Annotated in this window: 12 protein-coding genes and 1 pseudogene; 1 reads left to right on the top strand and 12 read right to left on the bottom strand. The window is 38.8% G+C overall.

The features are described from left to right. Positions 1-63 precede the first annotated feature (63 nt). The 7 genes and pseudogenes from L652_RS0116730 to L652_RS0116695 form a co-directional block, all read right to left on the bottom strand. Positions 64-618, bottom strand: coding sequence for a DUF1439 domain-containing protein (locus L652_RS0116730; RefSeq protein ID WP_002960677.1), 555 nt, complete (start codon positions 616-618; stop codon positions 64-66). 100 nt (positions 619-718) lie between these two features. Beyond that, complete coding sequence (locus L652_RS0116725; RefSeq protein ID WP_024594670.1) at positions 719-3400, bottom strand: DUF349 domain-containing protein; 2682 nt, start codon at positions 3398-3400, stop codon at positions 719-721. Then, positions 3390-3671, bottom strand: coding sequence for a DUF1315 family protein (locus L652_RS0116720; protein ID WP_007378333.1), 282 nt, complete (start codon positions 3669-3671; stop codon positions 3390-3392). Before L652_RS0116720 ends, L652_RS0116725 begins: the two co-directional genes overlap by 11 nt. A 1-nt stretch (position 3672) precedes the next feature. After that, the gene (locus L652_RS0116715; protein WP_002960680.1) at positions 3673-3999 is read right to left on the bottom strand and encodes a hypothetical protein; all 327 of its coding nucleotides are present in this window, start codon (positions 3997-3999) and stop codon (positions 3673-3675) included. A gap of 139 nt (positions 4000-4138) precedes the next feature. Next, a pseudogene (locus tag L652_RS01000000124010) lies at positions 4139-5642 on the bottom strand (alanine/glycine:cation symporter family protein). Between the two features lie 378 nt (positions 5643-6020). Beyond that, a complete protein-coding gene (locus L652_RS0116700; protein ID WP_002960683.1) occupies positions 6021-7148 on the bottom strand; it encodes a M14-type cytosolic carboxypeptidase in 1128 nt (375 codons plus the stop codon). 183 nt (positions 7149-7331) lie between these two features. Next, complete coding sequence (locus L652_RS0116695) at positions 7332-8774, bottom strand: glyceraldehyde-3-phosphate dehydrogenase (RefSeq protein ID WP_002960684.1); 1443 nt, start codon at positions 8772-8774, stop codon at positions 7332-7334. A gap of 174 nt (positions 8775-8948) precedes the next feature. Between L652_RS0116695 and L652_RS0116690 the strand changes: the two genes are divergently transcribed. Then, positions 8949-9749, top strand: coding sequence for a DUF2989 domain-containing protein (locus L652_RS0116690; RefSeq protein WP_024596170.1), 801 nt, complete (start codon positions 8949-8951; stop codon positions 9747-9749). A gap of 238 nt (positions 9750-9987) precedes the next feature. Here L652_RS0116690 and ihfA read toward each other — a convergent pair whose 3' ends face one another. The 5 genes from ihfA to L652_RS0116665 form a co-directional block, all read right to left on the bottom strand. After that, positions 9988-10287, bottom strand: coding sequence for an integration host factor subunit alpha (gene ihfA, locus L652_RS0116685; RefSeq protein ID WP_002960690.1), 300 nt, complete (start codon positions 10285-10287; stop codon positions 9988-9990). 2 nt (positions 10288-10289) lie between these two features. Continuing rightward, on the bottom strand, positions 10290-12677 hold the full coding sequence (gene pheT / locus L652_RS0116680; protein ID WP_024596169.1) for a phenylalanine--tRNA ligase subunit beta: 2388 nt from the start codon (positions 12675-12677) through the stop codon (positions 10290-10292). 15 nt (positions 12678-12692) lie between these two features. Further along, positions 12693-13673 carry a phenylalanine--tRNA ligase subunit alpha gene (pheS, locus tag L652_RS0116675; RefSeq protein ID WP_002960692.1) on the bottom strand — a complete coding sequence of 327 codons (981 nt, stop codon included), beginning with the start codon at positions 13671-13673 and terminating at the stop codon, positions 12693-12695. A 344-nt stretch (positions 13674-14017) separates the two neighbouring features. After that, positions 14018-14728, bottom strand: a complete 711-nt coding sequence (gene hda / locus L652_RS0116670; protein ID WP_002960693.1) for a DnaA regulatory inactivator Hda — start codon at positions 14726-14728, stop codon at positions 14018-14020. Then, positions 14728-15783 (bottom strand): DUF2066 domain-containing protein, encoded by a 1056-nt coding sequence (locus L652_RS0116665; protein WP_024596168.1) that lies wholly within the window; start codon positions 15781-15783, stop codon positions 14728-14730. The genes hda and L652_RS0116665 overlap by 1 nt, the downstream gene beginning before the upstream one ends. Positions 15784-16468: the final 685 nt, after the last annotated feature.

Below are 16468 nucleotides of genomic sequence, written 5' to 3'. Positions count from 1 at the left end.
TAAAACCTAATTAGCCTGAAAGTCAGGCTAATCAATACGTATATTGTAAGTAGGTAGATCTACTTATAGACGAGGTACTAGCTTAATTGCGCCTTCAACCACTTTCATATCAAGTGGAAGTTTACTAAGTAGCATCATTTTAGGGTCATCCATGTTTAGAGTATAAACTGGGTTAACCGCTAAAAAAGCATTAATAACATCCATTGCTTGGCTATCAAGCGCACCTAAATTACCTTTAAAACCACCGGCATCTACACTCGAATCAAGTAATTTAATATTACGTAAAAACACTGCTTTTTTCTCACTGTCGTAAAATGGGCTACCTTCAATTTGCAGCTTTAAACGCACAGGGTATTTAAGAGCGAATGCATTAATTTCAGCGCTAGAATCGGCACCAAGAACAACAACGTCGCGGTTATCAGGTCCAATGTTGACACTTAAGTCGTTTACATCAAACTGAACCGGCAAACCCATTAAGCTTACTTTTTCACTTAACTTTGGTAATTGCTTACCCAGTACAGACTCAACCTCAGAGTTAGTAAATGAATATACTGATATGCCTTGCGTGGTATTACAGGCGGTTAAAAATAACGCTGCAATAATAACTAAAATTCTCATGAGAACCCTTTTGTTTATAAATTAGTGGTACATAAAAAAGCCGCTATTAAAGCGGCTTATTAAAATAGTAACCAGCACATATTGTGCTGGTTCTAGTGCATTAAGCTGCAAGTGTCGCTTTAAGTCGCGTTAGTGTGTCAGGTTCAACTGAACCAGCACTGAGCGCTAATAACTGTTTTAAATAATAGTTTAAATCAGCATGTTCGCCACGATGTTTGTCATCTAACATGGCTACTTGTTCTGCCATTCTAAGTGACTTATCAGTTGAACTTACGTTCGCTAATATTTCCATGCGCGTAATAAGTTGATCTGTATTTAATGCTGTTTTAAGCGGTGCTTGATACTGACTTGGTAACGCTTCATTGTTTTCAAGTGCTGTAATTAACGCATCTAGATTAGCTTGCTCTGATTTGCTTGTAAGCAATGCAAGTTTATCGTCAATAGCAGCTAATAGTTTAGTAACCTTTGGCGCTAACGATCTAAATTGCGTGTACCCTTTCACTTTTGTTTCTAGGTCGTGCAACTGCGCTCTTTGATTAACATCACTAAGTGCTGCTTCAAGCTCTGCAAGCTCTGCAATTGCTTGTTTATCTGACTCGTTTTGCTCGAGTTTTTGCTGCTCAAACTCACTACTACGCTTAGTAAATGTTTCATCGTTATACTGACGAAACTTTTGCCATAACGCATTTTCAGCTTTTAAACCAGCAAAGCCAATGGTTTGCCATTGCTGCTGCATTTGCTTCAACTCTTGGCAGGCAGCGGCTAAATCATCGCTTTGTGATAATTGCTGCGCTTTTTCTACTAACTCATTTTTAAGTGCTGCATTACTTTTATGAAATGCGTTTAATAAAGCCAGTACTTGTTGTTGCTCATTTTTATAACGATCGTTTAGTGTACGGTATGTTTTAGGGTCAACTTTACCCACACTGCGCCACGCTTTATTTAAACGATTATATTGGCTTTCATATTGTTTCCAATCAAAATCATCCTCAGCAGTTGGCTGTAAATGGAGCGCATGCATGTCGTTAATAATACTTTCACGCTGTGCTTTTGATGCTTCGCGTTGCACTTCTTGCTCTGCGAAGTAACTACGGCAAGGCTCAAATAACAACTCGATTTGTTCATCAAACTGCACACCTTGTAGCTTTTCTTCATCTGTGTCTAAACGACCTAACTCATTCCAACGTTTACGTAGCGCTTTTACTTGCTCTGCGCGTTGTTGTGGGTCTGTACACTCTTCGCTTACTAATGCACTTACTTCTTCTAATAAAGCTTTACGCTTTGGTGCTGCAGCGTATTTTTGCCAATCTTTCGCATCTGCAAGTTGCGCTTCAAGGTCTGCTTTTATGTTTACAAGTGGCTGCTGATATTGCTCAGTAAGTGTATTAAATAACTCTTCAAAGCCTTTAAACACGCCAAAAGCAACATTAAAACGACCTTCTTCGATTAGGCGCTTAACATCACGAGCTTTGCGCTTTGCTTGGCTTTGGTTTTTTTCAAGTGGCTTAACTAGCTCATTCATTGGTGCTAAAAATTGCTTTTTATGCCCATTTAACTGTGTTTTAAAGGTACTTTGCAGTGCGCCATCTAAAACATTCAAATGATTACGCGCTGCTTTAAAGCCATTATTAAATTCAGTTAGAGTTGCATCGTATTGTGCTAAATCTTCTGCTGGCTTAATTTCGCATAATGCTGCAAAAGCGAGTTTGTACTCTTTAATAGCAGTTGTTAGCTCGGGTAATTTAGCAACTTGAGTAAATAGTTTTTCTAACTTGCTTACAGCGAGTTTTGATTGTGCATTATTAGCAAGTTCTGTTTCGCTAATAGCTTGCTTAGCTTGCGCTACTTTTGCATCAAGCCAATCTTGTTGAATTTGCTCTGGAGTTTCAAGACCAAGCTGTAAGGCATTTTCAATTTCTTCACCCAAAGCTTCAAGTGTTGCAAGTGCTAATAATTGACGCTGTTGTTGCGCTAATTGCTGCTGCTCTTTGTCATGTACTGCTTTTAGCTGTTCAATGTGTGCATCTAACTTAGTAGTAATAGAAATATATTTTTCATCAAGCAGCTTTACACGTTCATCACTTAACCATTTGAGCTCAAGTGCTTGCCACTGGGCCATTAATTCGCCGGCTTGTGAATTTACAACACCAAAATCTGTTTTTTCACGTAAAGCATTTAACTTAGCTAAAATAACACGTGTTGCACTTTCAACCTGAAGTGGCATTTCAATTGCTAAACGCTCATTTTCAATATGCGTTTCAAGTGCTGCTTTTGCATCACCTTTTGCATGTTTTACTAATGGCTTAATTAATTGATGGGTAATAACAAGTTCAACTAACTGAGTTTGTAGCTCTTCGCTACCTTCTTTAAATGCTTTTTCTACTAATTTTGGGTTTGCTAAACGTTTTAATAATTTAACGCGTACTTGCAGTTCTTTTTCTGCAAATGCTAACTTTTCGAGTGTTTTAACAGGTGCAAAACGCTCTATGTATTCACTTTTGATTTGCGCTGTTAATGTACTTTCGCTATTTAAAACAGCATTAGATATTTGCAGCTCTGCTATATCTTTTAATGCTTGATCTTGTTTATACGCTTTCCACCATAGCGGCAAATTGTTTACCTTTTGCAGCGCTTTACGGCGAATTTCAGCTGAGCTATCTTCAAGTGCTAACGTGTTTAATATGGTTGCATCACGTTCAATGTCTAATTTTTCGATAGCATCAAGACGTACTTGTTGCTTTGGGTGTTTCCACTTAGGTGTAAAAAGGTGCTTAAAGATCATGTTCACTAAACCTAGCTATTTCGTTGTCTGATTTGAATTCTTTTTGTAGTTGAGCTTTTGTCTTTTGGATCATTTCACCATTAGCACCAATCGTAAATTGCTCGTTTGATTGAGCCACCTTTGCTTGATACAACATAACCAACTGCACTGTTTGTTGCTTTTGTTCATCTGATAAAACGGTACCGTCTGGCCACTTGCCAGTAGAAGCACCGTATTGTAAGCGTTCGAATAATTCGGGAGTAATATTTTGTACAAGATTGTCGATGTTCATGTCATTTTTTCTTTTTTAGAGTCACTAAAATAATACGATTTATAAGGTACCAGATACAGCCTATGCCTATTGCGGCAGTGTAAGCATACCACTGAAGTGTTTCTTCTTGCGGTTGTAAAAAGTACAAGCAGAAAAAACCACCTAAAAATAAGATAAGCGCCAAAAAGGAGTGATTTATAAACATCTGCTTTTTTTTAATTCGCTGTTCGCGCTGAAGTTGTAAAACTTGCTCGTCGTTTAGCTCTGCAATGTTGCTTTCGCAATGCGGACATTGCTTATGTTTATCTGAAATTGATTTTGCACATTTTGGGCAACGAATAATCGCCATACTTCTCTCCATACTACGCATAAAAAAAGCGCCTTTCGGCGCCTTTATTGTACTTGTTTTATTTCTCGTTGTCTTTTTTGAATTCAAACCAACAACTGATTTAGGAGCTATAATTTTCTAAGTTGCCTACTAAGTTTAATTACTCAGCGTCTTTTGACTGTTTCTCTAAACGCTTTTCCCAAAACGAGGCGTTTTTAATCCCTAATTTAACTGGGTCAAATGTGATTTTTCCGCCTTTTTTCTTCTGATCCTCATAATCGCTCAAACATAACAAAGCTGGCTTAGCTACAAAGAAAATAGCTAAAATACCCAATATGTTAATCCAAGCCATTAAGCCAACGCCAATATCTCCAATAGTCCAGATATAACCTGAATTATTAACCATACCGTATGCAACCATGAACATAATCACAAATTTCACAAGGACAAGCGGGATATTGCCTTTAAAGTAACGATTTAAGTAAGCAATATTTGTCTCTGCAATGAAGTAATAAGCAAGTATTGTGGTAAAGGCAAAGAAGAATAATGCAATACCGACAAATGCTTGTCCAAAGCTGCCAAATACACTAAATAAAGCCATTTGAGTAAAGGCTGCTGAGCCTACTTCAGTCGCTGCATCGACATTTTGTACAATAAACTGTCCTGCTGGTAAATCACCCACAACATTATATTGCTGCGTTATTAAAATCATTAATGCTGTTGCAGTACACACAAAAATGGTATCAACATAAACCGAAAAAGCTTGTACTAAACCCTGTTGAGCTGGGTGATCAACCTCTGCAGCGGCTGCAGCATGAGGCCCACTACCTTGGCCAGCTTCATTAGAATATATACCACGCTTTACGCCCCAACCAATAGCGGCACCAAAACCAGCCTGTGCAGTAAATGCATCACTAATAATTAAATAGAATATATCAGCTACTTTATCTAAATTTAAAAATACCACGATTAATGCCAGTACTATGTAACCCAGTGCCATAAATGGCACTACTACTTGCGTAAAGTTTGCAATACGCTTTATACCGCCAAAAATAATAAACGCTAAAACAATAAGGATGATTGCTAAAGCGACTAACTTAAAGCTACCTACGTCACCAAAGCTAGTAGTAACCATGTTGCCACTGCCAAACACTTGGGTAAACGCATTACCTACTGCATTTGCTTGTACACCAGGTAGAAAAACACCACAGGCAATAATCGCCGAAACAGCAAATAAAACAGCTAGCCACTTTTGCCCTAAACAACGGTCAAAATAGTACGCTGGGCCACCACGGTATTGCCCATCTTCTTCTGTTTTATAAATTTGGCCTAAAGTAGACTCTGCGTATGCAGTGCTTGCACCTAAAAATGCAACAACCCACATCCAAAAAATTGCGCCTGGCCCACCAAAGCCGATAGCGGCNAGCAACGCCAGCGATATTACCAACGCCTACTCGTCCAGACAACGATACTGCAAGGGCTTGAAAAGATGAGATACCTTTATCAGACGTGTTAGGACTAAATAATAACTTACACATTTCTTTAAAATGTCTAACTTGAGCAAATCGAGTTAATACTGAATAAAACAAGCCTGCGCCTAGGCATAAATAGATGAGTGCATTACTCCAAACAACATCATTAACAGCACTTACAAAAGCTTCCATGGATATCCTCTATAGTTATATTTATTATTTTTAATTACGAGACTCTGCTTTAGCTACTACGCTACATAAGCTTTACGAAATAAGGTTTTACCTCTCCCGTCCCGACTCATGATTTAATTAATCTTAACTTAAGTAACCTAACTTTGTTAACACTTAATTTTCAAAATATATAATTACACGCTTGGCGAAAGGCACTACATCTGTAGTATTTAAATGAAAGTAGATTGATTTGTACCGATACGGTGATGATACGCAGCGAAGAAGCGTTGAAAACGTTTTAAGAATAAAGCTGCTATATGATTATTATTTTTTATACAAAGGGTTTTATTAAAAGCAAAAAGGGTATCAAAACTATTGATACCCTTTTAGATAAACGTTTTATCTTAAATCATCAACAACATTAACAATAGCCGCTAATGTATCTTGACCAAATTGATACGAACGACGATCTGACCAGCCGTAATCTGGATCAGGTAAATCGTTGTTGTCTTTAAATGGCATTTCAATTGTGTACGTTAATGCTTTGAATTCTTCAGCCGTAGCTGATGAACCTACCGTTAGGTTAGCTTGACCTGGCTCATCTTTTGGATAGCCATGCTCATCTTGAAACTCAGGTGTAATAGTTAAAAGCGCAGCTTTAAAGCTATCTTCTAAGCCTTTTAAGCGTTCATCGTAACTTGGAATACCTTCACTGCCTGCCACAAAGTTATATGGGATAGCTTCATCGCCGTGTATGTCTAAGTGCATATCTAAGCCAGCTTCGCGCATTTTATTAAGCACTAAGTAAACCTCAGGGCTATTTTCCATGCTTGGTGTTTGCCATTCACGGTTTAAGTTAACACCTTTAGCGTTAGTACGAAGATGTCCGCGTGCGCTACCGTCTGGATTCATATTAGGCACAACGTAAAAAACTGCTTTTGATAGAAGCGCAGCTGCATGTGGGTCTTCGTCATCAAGAAGTTTGTGCAGTAGACCTTCAACATACCACTGCGCCATTGTTTCACCTGGGTGTTGACGTGCTGTGATCCAAATGGTTTTCTTGTCTTCACTTGGCTCACCAATTTTAAGCACACTCATATCGCGGCCATCGAGTGTTTCACCAAGCGTTATTAATTGGCAAGCGCCTTGGCTTTGTGCCCAAGATAATAAATCTAAATGGCGGTCGTAACTGTATGGCGCAAAGTAAGCAAAATATACGCTGCCGCACTCTGGTTCAATTTCAAAGCTTAATGTGCCATTTTCATAGCTTGATGGTACACGAAACCATGTTTGGCGGTCATATGATGCAACGGCTTGGTACCCTTCCCAACCATCTGGGTAAGCTGATTTATCAAGCTCATTAATATTTAACTTATGCAATTGGTAAGGTGTTGTTTCAAGACGAAAGTGAAACCACTGATAAAATTCAGACTGGTGATCTTTATTAATTTCTAATTGAATATTTAAAGGATCGGTGGCTTCAATAACTTTGATATTACCACTGTCGAAATTGCTGCTGATTTTCATGAAAAAACCTTTAGGTTGAATAAGTTTATCTGCTTATTAATTCACAGAACTGACATTATTTTATAAATAGTAAAACGAATGTGCATCTTCTTAATTAAAGCCTATCACAAGGCATACGCTTTAAAAATAATACACGACCAAAAAAGCCAGCAACATGCTGGCTTTTAAGTCACTGCAAATAAATTAGCGAGGTAAGCTTGGGAATGACACTTCGGCCATATCGCGCATACAACGAACTACTTGGCAGCTGTAACCAAACTCATTGTCGTACCATACATATAAAACAATACGGTTATCTTCAACAATTGTTGCTTGTGAATCAACAACACCTGCGTAACGGCTACCTACTAAATCGGTAGATACAATTTCCGTTGATGCAGTGTAATCAATTTGATCACGTAAGTCTGAATGAAGTGCTGTATCGCGTAAAAATGCGTTTAGCTCTTCAACTGATGTGCTTGTTGCTAAGTTAAGATTTAAAATAGCTAGCGACACATTAGGTGTAGGTACGCGGATTGCGTTACCTGTTAACTTGCCTTCAAGCTCTGGTAATGCTTTTGAAACCGCTTTTGCAGCACCTGTTTCAGTAATTACCATATTAAGTGCTGCGGCACGGCCACGGCGCTCTGCTTTGTGGTAGTTATCAATAAGGTTTTGATCGTTCGTGTACGAGTGTACAGTTTCAACATGGCCATTATTGATACCAAACTTATCGTTTAATGCTTTAAGCGTTGGTGTAATTGCATTGGTTGTACAGCTTGCTGCACAAACAATTTTATCTTCAGGTAATATATCTTTGTTATTAACACCATATACGATGTTTTTGATATTGCCTTTTGCAGGAGCTGTTAATAATACTTTTGCAGCGCCCTTACACTCTAGGTGCTGGCCAAGGCCCGCTTCGTCTTTCCAAATACCGGTGTTATCAACAATTAATGCATTGTCGATACCGTATTGAGTGTAATCAATTTCGCTAGGAGAGTTAGCGTAAATAACTTGAATGTAGCTACCGTTAGCTTTAATTGCATTGCGCTCTTTATCAATCGTGATTGAGCCATTAAATGGACCATGAATTGAATCACGACGCAGTAAGCTTGCACGCTTTTCAAGATCCCCATCTTTACCACCACGCACAACAATAGCGCGCAAACGTAAATCTGAATATGGACCTGATTTTTCAATTAATAAGCGCGCTAATAAACGACCGATACGACCAAAACCATACAATACTACATCGCGTGGCTCTTTCGCTGGTGAGTCTGTTATTTCTGCAAGTTCATCTTTTACAAACTCTTCTACTGAACGACCTTTTGCGGCTTCAGTGAACAAATAACTATATGCAAGCTTACCAATATCAATACGTGCTGAGTTTAATTCCATTTTGCTGATAGCTTCTAAAAATGGGAAGCTTTCGCGCAAACGTAATTTAGTGCCTTCAAACTGAGCAACGGTTTTGTGAGATTTGATAATATCGATAGTACTGGCATTTACGAGAGGACGGCCATATACAGCGATTTCGATACCACGATTACGGTAAAGCTTACCAATGATTGGTTGCATGCTTTCTGCGTAATCTTGGCGCTCTTGCCAACTATTTGTGTATTCTAACTCGTGAGATGAGGTCATTTTATTTACCTAAGTTTATCATTTTGAACGGATAGCCTTTAAAAATGCACTATATTTTGAGAGTAATGCACTTCAGGCAGGGCTATTCTAATTTAAACTGAAGTTATTCTCTACTGTTAGGCGTTAAATGATTGCGTTAGAATAACAAAGTAAATATTCATTTGGGGTTAAGGAATGCTTAAAAAAGCAAGTGTACTATTGGGTTTGCTAACATTGGCAGGGTGTGAAGAGCCGTTAACACTCGCACAAGTGTGCAAAGAAACACCTGGTTTTTGTAGCGACTTAAACAAAGACAGTCACTGCAAGGATGAGCGTTCTGATGTAATTATCAAACGCTACATAGAATACAAAGACCCTACTGATGAAAATAAATACCAATTACTCAAGGACTTTGAATCTTATAACCAATGCATAACTTTGGCCGCTAAAATTGAACATATTAAGTTAAAAGCTAAAAAAACGTCACGTATTGATGGTCAATTAACGAGTATTAAAGAAATGACTCGGTTATATCAAGATACCCAAAATACAAACCACCCAGGTTTGCTCTACTACCAATGGTCACGAAATAACAACCAAAGTGCGTTGACTAAATTATTGGCTATAGAAAATGATAAAAGTGTAACGCAAAGTGCCGAAATGCAATTTTTTTTAGCATCGTACTATATTAAATTTGATGATGAAAAAACCATTGATTTACTTTATAAAACTCTAGAGCTCAATAAAAAAGACAACATACCGAATCCGGAAGTGTATACATCACTTATTAGTCTTTTTTATAAACATGATAAGTTTAAGCACGCATATATATTTTCTAAAGTAGCGCAAATGTCGGGGATTGAAAATATTGATGTATTTGAAATTGAGCAGAAATTAGTCGCAAATGGTAAAAGCTTAGATAGCCTAGATGTACTTGCAGAGCAAACATTTCAGCAAATAATGGCAGGTGATTTTGTATCTCCTCGAGAGTTTTAATTTATAATCGCAAAAATAACCTAATACCAATCTGCTTATGTATGGGGTCTATTTAACGTTAAGGAAATTACGCTAGAACTAGGCAAAAATTTTGTATCTAGTTGTTCTAGATAAAAATATTTTAACGACGTTATAGTGTTATTTAATTCGTTAAATTGATCAAAGATTTATGCAGGTTGGTATAATTTAATAACTAGGTTATTCAGGCAAATAAAAAGGCAGCTTACGCTGCCTTTTTTTATTTTGCTTTGCTTGTGCCCACTTCTACGCGGGTTTTAAGCTTTTGACCTGGTCGAAAAGTCACCACGCGACGTGCCGAAATAGGAATATCTTCGCCTGTTTTCGGGTTGCGGCCTGGTCTTTCTTTTTTGTCTCGAAGATCAAAGTTACCAAATCCAGAGAGCTTAACCTGCTCGCCTTTTTCTAGCGCTGAGCGGATTTCTTCAAAAAACGCTTCAACTAAATCTTTGGCATCTTTTTTATTGATCCCGAGCTTTTCAAATAGGTGTTCAGCTATGTCGGCTTTAGTAAGCGCCATATCTAGTCCCTCAACGATGCATTAAACTGTTCGGCCAATTCGGCCACCACGTTATCAACTACTAGATTGATATCTTTCTCTTCGAGTGTTCTATCAACCGCTTGCAGTGTTAGAGCAATCGCCAAACTCTTATAATTTGGCTCAATACCTTTGCCCTTATACACATCGAATAAGTTTAGGTCAACCAATTGATTTCCGCCAACTTTTTCGATCACGCTTAAAATGTCGCCAGATTTAACGCTGTCTGCCACTAAAATCGCGATGTCGCGGCGATTTGAAGGGAATTTAGACACCCCTTCGGCTTGCGGTAAATTTCTTTTTTCTATTGCTGACATTTCAATTTCAAAAACAAAAGTTGCGTTGTTGATATCTAACGACTTTTGAGCTTGAGGATGTAAAGCACCAAAAAAACCAACCTTTTTACCATCAACATATATTACTGCTGATTGACCAGGGTGAAGTCCATCTGACTGCTCGGCTTTAATTTCAAAGCGAGTAATGTCATTGGTAATTGCAAGTAAGGCTTCAACATCACCTTTTAAATCGTAAAAATCAACATTGCGTTTTTCTTCAACCCAATGCTCGCCATTTACAAGACCCGTAATAACACCGCCAATAACCGGTACTTGGTAAACACCATTTTCTGCACTTTCGTCGCTTATAAATTTAAGACCATGTTCGAATAAACGAATACGAGGCTGTTGGCGATTTTGGTTATACGCTACAGACGCTAATAAACCCGGCATTAAACTTACACGCATTGCTGACATTTCAATTGAAATAGGATGCGGTAATACCATTGCTTTACACTCTGGGTGTAAAATAGCTTGTGCTTTAGGGTCTACAAAGCTGTACGTAATTGCTTCTTGGTAACCACGAGTCACTAACGTATTGCGGAACTTGCTAAGCGCAATAGTTGCTTCGTTATGTGTCGTCATTTTAAGTTTTGCAGTTGGTGCAACATTTGGAATGCTGTTGTAACCGTAAACACGTGCTACTTCTTCAATTAAATCTTCTTCGATGCGAATATCAAAACGGTAGCTTGGTACGTCCGCACTCCAGCTTTCATTTTCTACTTTAAGATCAAGACCTAAACGCGTAAGAATGTCTGTTACTTTAGCATCTTCAATATGATGCCCAATAACACGGTCTAAACGTGCACGACGAAGACGTACTTCAGTCACTTTTGGTAGTTTATCAGCCGCAACAGCTTCAACTACTGGACCTGCTTGACCCCCCACAATTTCAAGAAGAAGTGCTGTTGCACGTTCCATTGCATCGTGTTGTAGAGCAAAATCAACACCGCGTTCATAACGGTGTGAAGCATCAGTGTGTAAACCGTAGCTACGTGCTTGTCCTGCAATTGCTACAGGATTAAAAAATGCGCTTTCAAGTAATATATCAGATGTTTTATCTGTAACACCTGATTGCTCCCCACCAAAAATACCCGCAATTGCAAGTGCTTTATTATGATCGGCTATCACAAGTGTTGTGTCGTTTAATTTAGCGGTATTACCGTCTAATAAAACAAGTTCTTCGCCTGCGTTTGCACTACGAACTTTAATACCACCTTCAATCGCATTTAAATCAAACGCGTGCATTGGGTGACCAAGTTCAAGTAATACATAGTTAGTAACATCAACTACAGGATCGATAGAACGTACGCCACTACGACGTAATTTTTCAACCATCCAAAGTGGTGTTTCAGCATCAAGGTTAATGCCCTTTATCACACGGCCAAGGTAACGAGGACATGCATCTTCGTTAACTAGCTCAATTGATACTTTGTCATCAATTGTTGGCGTAACCGCTGGGATATCTAATACATTTACGTCAATGCTATTTAAAACACCTACTTCACGAGCAAGGCCTTTAATACCTAAACAATCACCACGATTTGGTGTTAAGTCAACATCTATAATATTGTCATCAAGACCTAGGTAGTCACGTAAATCAGTGCCTACTGGTGCATCGCTTGGCAATTCCATAATGCCGTCGCCTTCTTCGCTAATACCTAGCTCAACAAAAGCACATAGCATTCCGTTTGAAGGTTGGCCGCGTAGTTTGGCTTTTTTAATTTTAAAGTCACCAGGAAGTACAGCGCCCACAGTTGCAACAGCAACTTTAATACCTAAACGACAATTTGGTGCACCACACACGATATCAAGTAGCTCATCGCCACCTACGTTAATTTTGGTAACACGAAGTTTATCTGCATCAGGGTGTTGACCACATTCAACAACTTCACCAACAACTACGCCATTAAATTTGGCAGCAGCAGGCTCAACACCATCAACTTCTAGACCAGCCATTGAAAGCTGTTCCGAAAGAGCTTGCGTATCAATAGCAGGATTAACCCACTCTCTTAACCACTTTTCACTAAATTTCATTTTATTGTTTCACTCTTAACGGAACTGGTTCAGGAATTTTAAGTCATTTTCGAAAAATGCACGCAAATCGTTTACGCCATAGCGCAACATTGTTAAACGCTCTACACCCATGCCAAAGGCAAAGCCGGTGTATTTTTCTGGGTCAATGCCCACAGACTTAAGTACATTGGGATGTACCATGCCGCAGCCTAGTACTTCTAACCACTTACCGTCTTTACCCATAACATCTACTTCAGCTGAAGGTTCTGTAAATGGGAAGAATGAAGGACGGAAACGAATTTCCATATCCTCTTCAAAGAAGTTACGTAAAAAATCATGCAAAATACCTTTTAACTCCGTAAAGCTAACATCGGTATCAACCATTAAACCTTCAACCTGGTGGAACATTGGTGTATGTGTTTGGTCGTAATCGTTACGGTATACACGTCCAGGTGAAATAATGCGCAGTGGTGGCTGCTCAGTTTCCATAGTACGAATTTGCACGCCACTAGTTTGTGTGCGTAGTACTAATTTAGGATTGAAATAAAAGGTATCATGATCAGCACGTGCTGGATGGTGCTCAGGGATATTTAGCGCATCAAAGTTATGAAAATCGTCTTCGATTTCTGGACCAGATTTAACTTCAAAACCTAACTCACCAAAAAAGCTTTCTATACGCTCAATAGTGCGCGTAACTGGGTGTAAACCGCCGGTAGGCATAACACGCCCTGGCAGAGTTACATCTATAGTTTCAGCAGCTAGCTTTTCTTCAAGTGCTTTACTTGCAAGCAATTCACGCTTTTCGTTAATAGCAGCTTGCACATCCTGTTTAGCTTGGTTTATAACTTGGCCTGCTTCTTTACGTTCTTCAGGTGCTATTTTACCTAACGTTTTAAGTAAGCTAGTGATTTCGCCTTTTTTACCAAGGTAATTAACCCTGATATCTTCTAACTGCGCTATTTCACTGGCACTGGCTACCGCCTCAAGTGCTTGCGCTAATATATTTTCTAAGTTCATTCGATACCTGATCTTTCACAGAAGGTGATTGCTTAAGAGCGTGTTGGCCTTTCAAGATTGCTTCTCAACTGTGTGGTTGGCTATTAAATAAGGTTAAGCATTCGGCTGTAGTTTCCTACATAAGTCATGCAATAACCCTAAATAAAGACCAAACACGTGTTGTTCGAAGTGTTTATCTTGTGGCTACTCTCTTTGTTGTTCGGGTATTGCATATAAAAACTATGCTAATGTCCTCACGACGCGATTAAAGCCCACTTAAATTAAACAAATTCCAATCAGGAAAGGTAAACACGCTCTGATAATAGCTTATGATAACTGAAAGCAGGGTCTAGATTCTAGACCTACTACAGCTTTAACGTTGATTTTATAAAAGGAATAGTTAATTTTCGCTGTGCAGCCATAGATGCATGATCTAATTTGTCGAGTACATCTAATAAAGCTCGCATATCACGGCTTAAACGGGTTAATAAAAAGCGTGCACACTCATCACTTAATTCAAGGCCGCGCATGTGAGCGCGCTTAACAAGTGCTTGTGCTTTATCGTCATCACTCATAGAACGAATTTGAAAGGTTGTTCCCCACGTTAAACGAGACTCTAAATCAGGCAGAGATATATTGAGCATGCTAGGAAGTAAATCAGCAGTTACTACTAACATTTTACCGGGTTCGTTAAATCGGTTAAAAAAGTTAAATAGTGCTTTTTCCCACGCATCATTCCCTGCAACTAAATGCACGTCATCAATACATAGAACATCAAGTGCTTCTAAACCGTCTAATACCATAGGTCCAAAGTCAATTACTTCGCGCATAGACAGCAACATATTAGATAAGCCACGCTCTTGTGCTTTTATGCAGGTTGCATATAAAAGATGAGACTTGCCCGAATCACCTAAACCACATAGGTATGTATACTGAAACGTTTTTGCTAATTTGGAAAAGCTATCTTTTAGGTGATTAACCTCCAAAGAGTCTTCTCCCCCAAAATACGATGCAAATGTTTCGTCATCCGGTAAAGTAACCGGTAGTGCCATTTGCATCGGCTCAGACATTAGCATTATGGTGTTACCCATTGATACTCTAAGCTATTTTTATCAACAACATGATAAAATGCGCGTGGATCCTCATAATCTTTAAATGAAGAGTCTAGCCCTAACCCTTTTTTAAGATCACTCAAGTTACCAGTATGATTTAATTTAAATTCAACAAATTCCGGTGTTTTACGAACAATTTTGACTTGCGTAACAACACTTAGGCTCAATAATCTTCGTTTCGCTAATTCTATATCAACAAAACTTTGTGTGCCTTTTAGCGTGAGCGTAGCAGTTGCTTGTTCATAATAAGCATTTGGGTCAATTGCATACTCGCTTGCAAGACCTCGTGCTAAGGTATCAATCATTTGACTCACTATTTGCTGCTTATCGCCCGTTAATCTATTTGAATCAAATTGATCATCATTAGTAAAACGCCAATCTAAAATCCAATTTTCGCTATCAGCTTCTTTATACATTCTTGCTGTAATACTTCGCTCAGCACTGTAGCGTCTAGAGGCCTCTTCTACTGGTTCAGAAAAGTTACCCCATACCTCAGGAATACCTACTAGACGTCGATCTTGTAAATCAAGTAATGGAACAACGACAGGTAAACCACGACGCCCTGCTTTGTCATAAATTAACTGCTCTAATTGCGGGTAACTTTCTTGTGTTACTAATTCTCTGCGCCAATTGTCTTCAATACCTAACCATATTGCGACTAATGGACGTTGTACTCCCCATAAAGGTAAGTTTAACTCTTTGATTAGCGCGTTGATCTTTCGAGCTTCAAATTTTACAACGAGTTTCAATTGTCCATTTGCTCTCTCGTCATATTCAAACTTAAGCATATAATCAGAAATATCTTTAGTACGTTGCTGCGCTAACTTATTTTGATCCGCAGTTTCATCACCGCTTACTTTCACTAAAACATTAAGCAAAGCTTTTCGACTCGCAGCTAATCGAGTATCTCGTGTTTTGTCATCCACTTTTAAAATATCTTGATATAGATCAGTTACTTCAACTGCCGACACAGAAAAACAAAATAAAATGGATATGGCGCTAATTAATAATCTATACACAGGCTGTTAGTTCTTGGTTTTAAACTGATTTGATCCTAAATCAAAGACAGTAACAAAGCAAAATTAAATTTGTTATCTAAGGAAATGAGAGTAATTAGCTTTTATAAAAAATAAAAAAGATTAAATTAACTTCAGGAGTCTCTAAGCTCACCCGACCTACGTGATGGTGTTGATGTGAATGTGTGTTAATTGCGCGCATTTCACTTTTCTGCAGACGTAAAAAAGCCCGACTATTTCTAGTCGGGCTCTCTACAATTTGAAGTCGGTGCGCTACGCAGTAGGATGTCGTAGTGCCCACAGCGGTGGAGAGCTACAGTAAAATGCTAAACTATCTTTGTGTCGCGATATGAGTGGGTGTTAATTGCGCGCATTTCACTTTTCTTCAGACGTAAAAAAGCCCGACTATTTCTAGTCGGGCTCTCTACAATTTGAAGTCGGTGCGCTACGCAGTAGGATGTCGTAGTGCCCACAGCGGTGGAGAGTCACAGTGAAATGCTACACTCTCTTTGTGTCGGGAGTCGCTACGCTCGCCCGGCCTACGAGATGGGTGTTGCTGTGAGTGTGTATTAATTGCGCACATTTCACTTTTCTTCAGACGTAAAAAAGCCCGACTATTTCTAGTCGGGCTCTCTACAATTTGAAGCCTGGTAATGTCCTACTTTCACATAGCAAATGCTACACTATC

Origin of the sequence: Pseudoalteromonas sp. TB25, from assembly GCF_000497995.1 — a bacterium.
In the GTDB taxonomy this organism is placed as follows: Bacteria; Pseudomonadota; Gammaproteobacteria; order Enterobacterales; family Alteromonadaceae; genus Pseudoalteromonas; species Pseudoalteromonas distincta.
Note: the sequence above shows the minus strand (reverse complement) of the source record. Positions and strands in the feature narration are given on the sequence as shown.

Coding starts and splice junctions, on each gene's coding strand:
- L652_RS0116730 (WP_002960677.1), bottom strand. CDS start 618: ATGAGAATTTTAGTTATTATTGCAGCGTTATTTTTAACCGCCTGTAAT.
- L652_RS0116725 (WP_024594670.1), bottom strand. CDS start 3,400: ATGATCTTTAAGCACCTTTTTACACCTAAGTGGAAACACCCAAAGCAA.
- L652_RS0116720 (WP_007378333.1), bottom strand. CDS start 3,671: ATGAACATCGACAATCTTGTACAAAATATTACTCCCGAATTATTCGAA.
- L652_RS0116715 (WP_002960680.1), bottom strand. CDS start 3,999: ATGGCGATTATTCGTTGCCCAAAATGTGCAAAATCAATTTCAGATAAA.
- L652_RS0116700 (WP_002960683.1), bottom strand. CDS start 7,148: ATGAAAATCAGCAGCAATTTCGACAGTGGTAATATCAAAGTTATTGAA.
- L652_RS0116695 (WP_002960684.1), bottom strand. CDS start 8,774: ATGACCTCATCTCACGAGTTAGAATACACAAATAGTTGGCAAGAGCGC.
- L652_RS0116690 (WP_024596170.1), top strand. CDS start 8,949: ATGCTTAAAAAAGCAAGTGTACTATTGGGTTTGCTAACATTGGCAGGG.
- ihfA (WP_002960690.1), bottom strand. CDS start 10,287: ATGGCGCTTACTAAAGCCGACATAGCTGAACACCTATTTGAAAAGCTC.
- pheT (WP_024596169.1), bottom strand. CDS start 12,677: ATGAAATTTAGTGAAAAGTGGTTAAGAGAGTGGGTTAATCCTGCTATT.
- pheS (WP_002960692.1), bottom strand. CDS start 13,673: ATGAACTTAGAAAATATATTAGCGCAAGCACTTGAGGCGGTAGCCAGT.
- hda (WP_002960693.1), bottom strand. CDS start 14,728: ATGCTAATGTCTGAGCCGATGCAAATGGCACTACCGGTTACTTTACCG.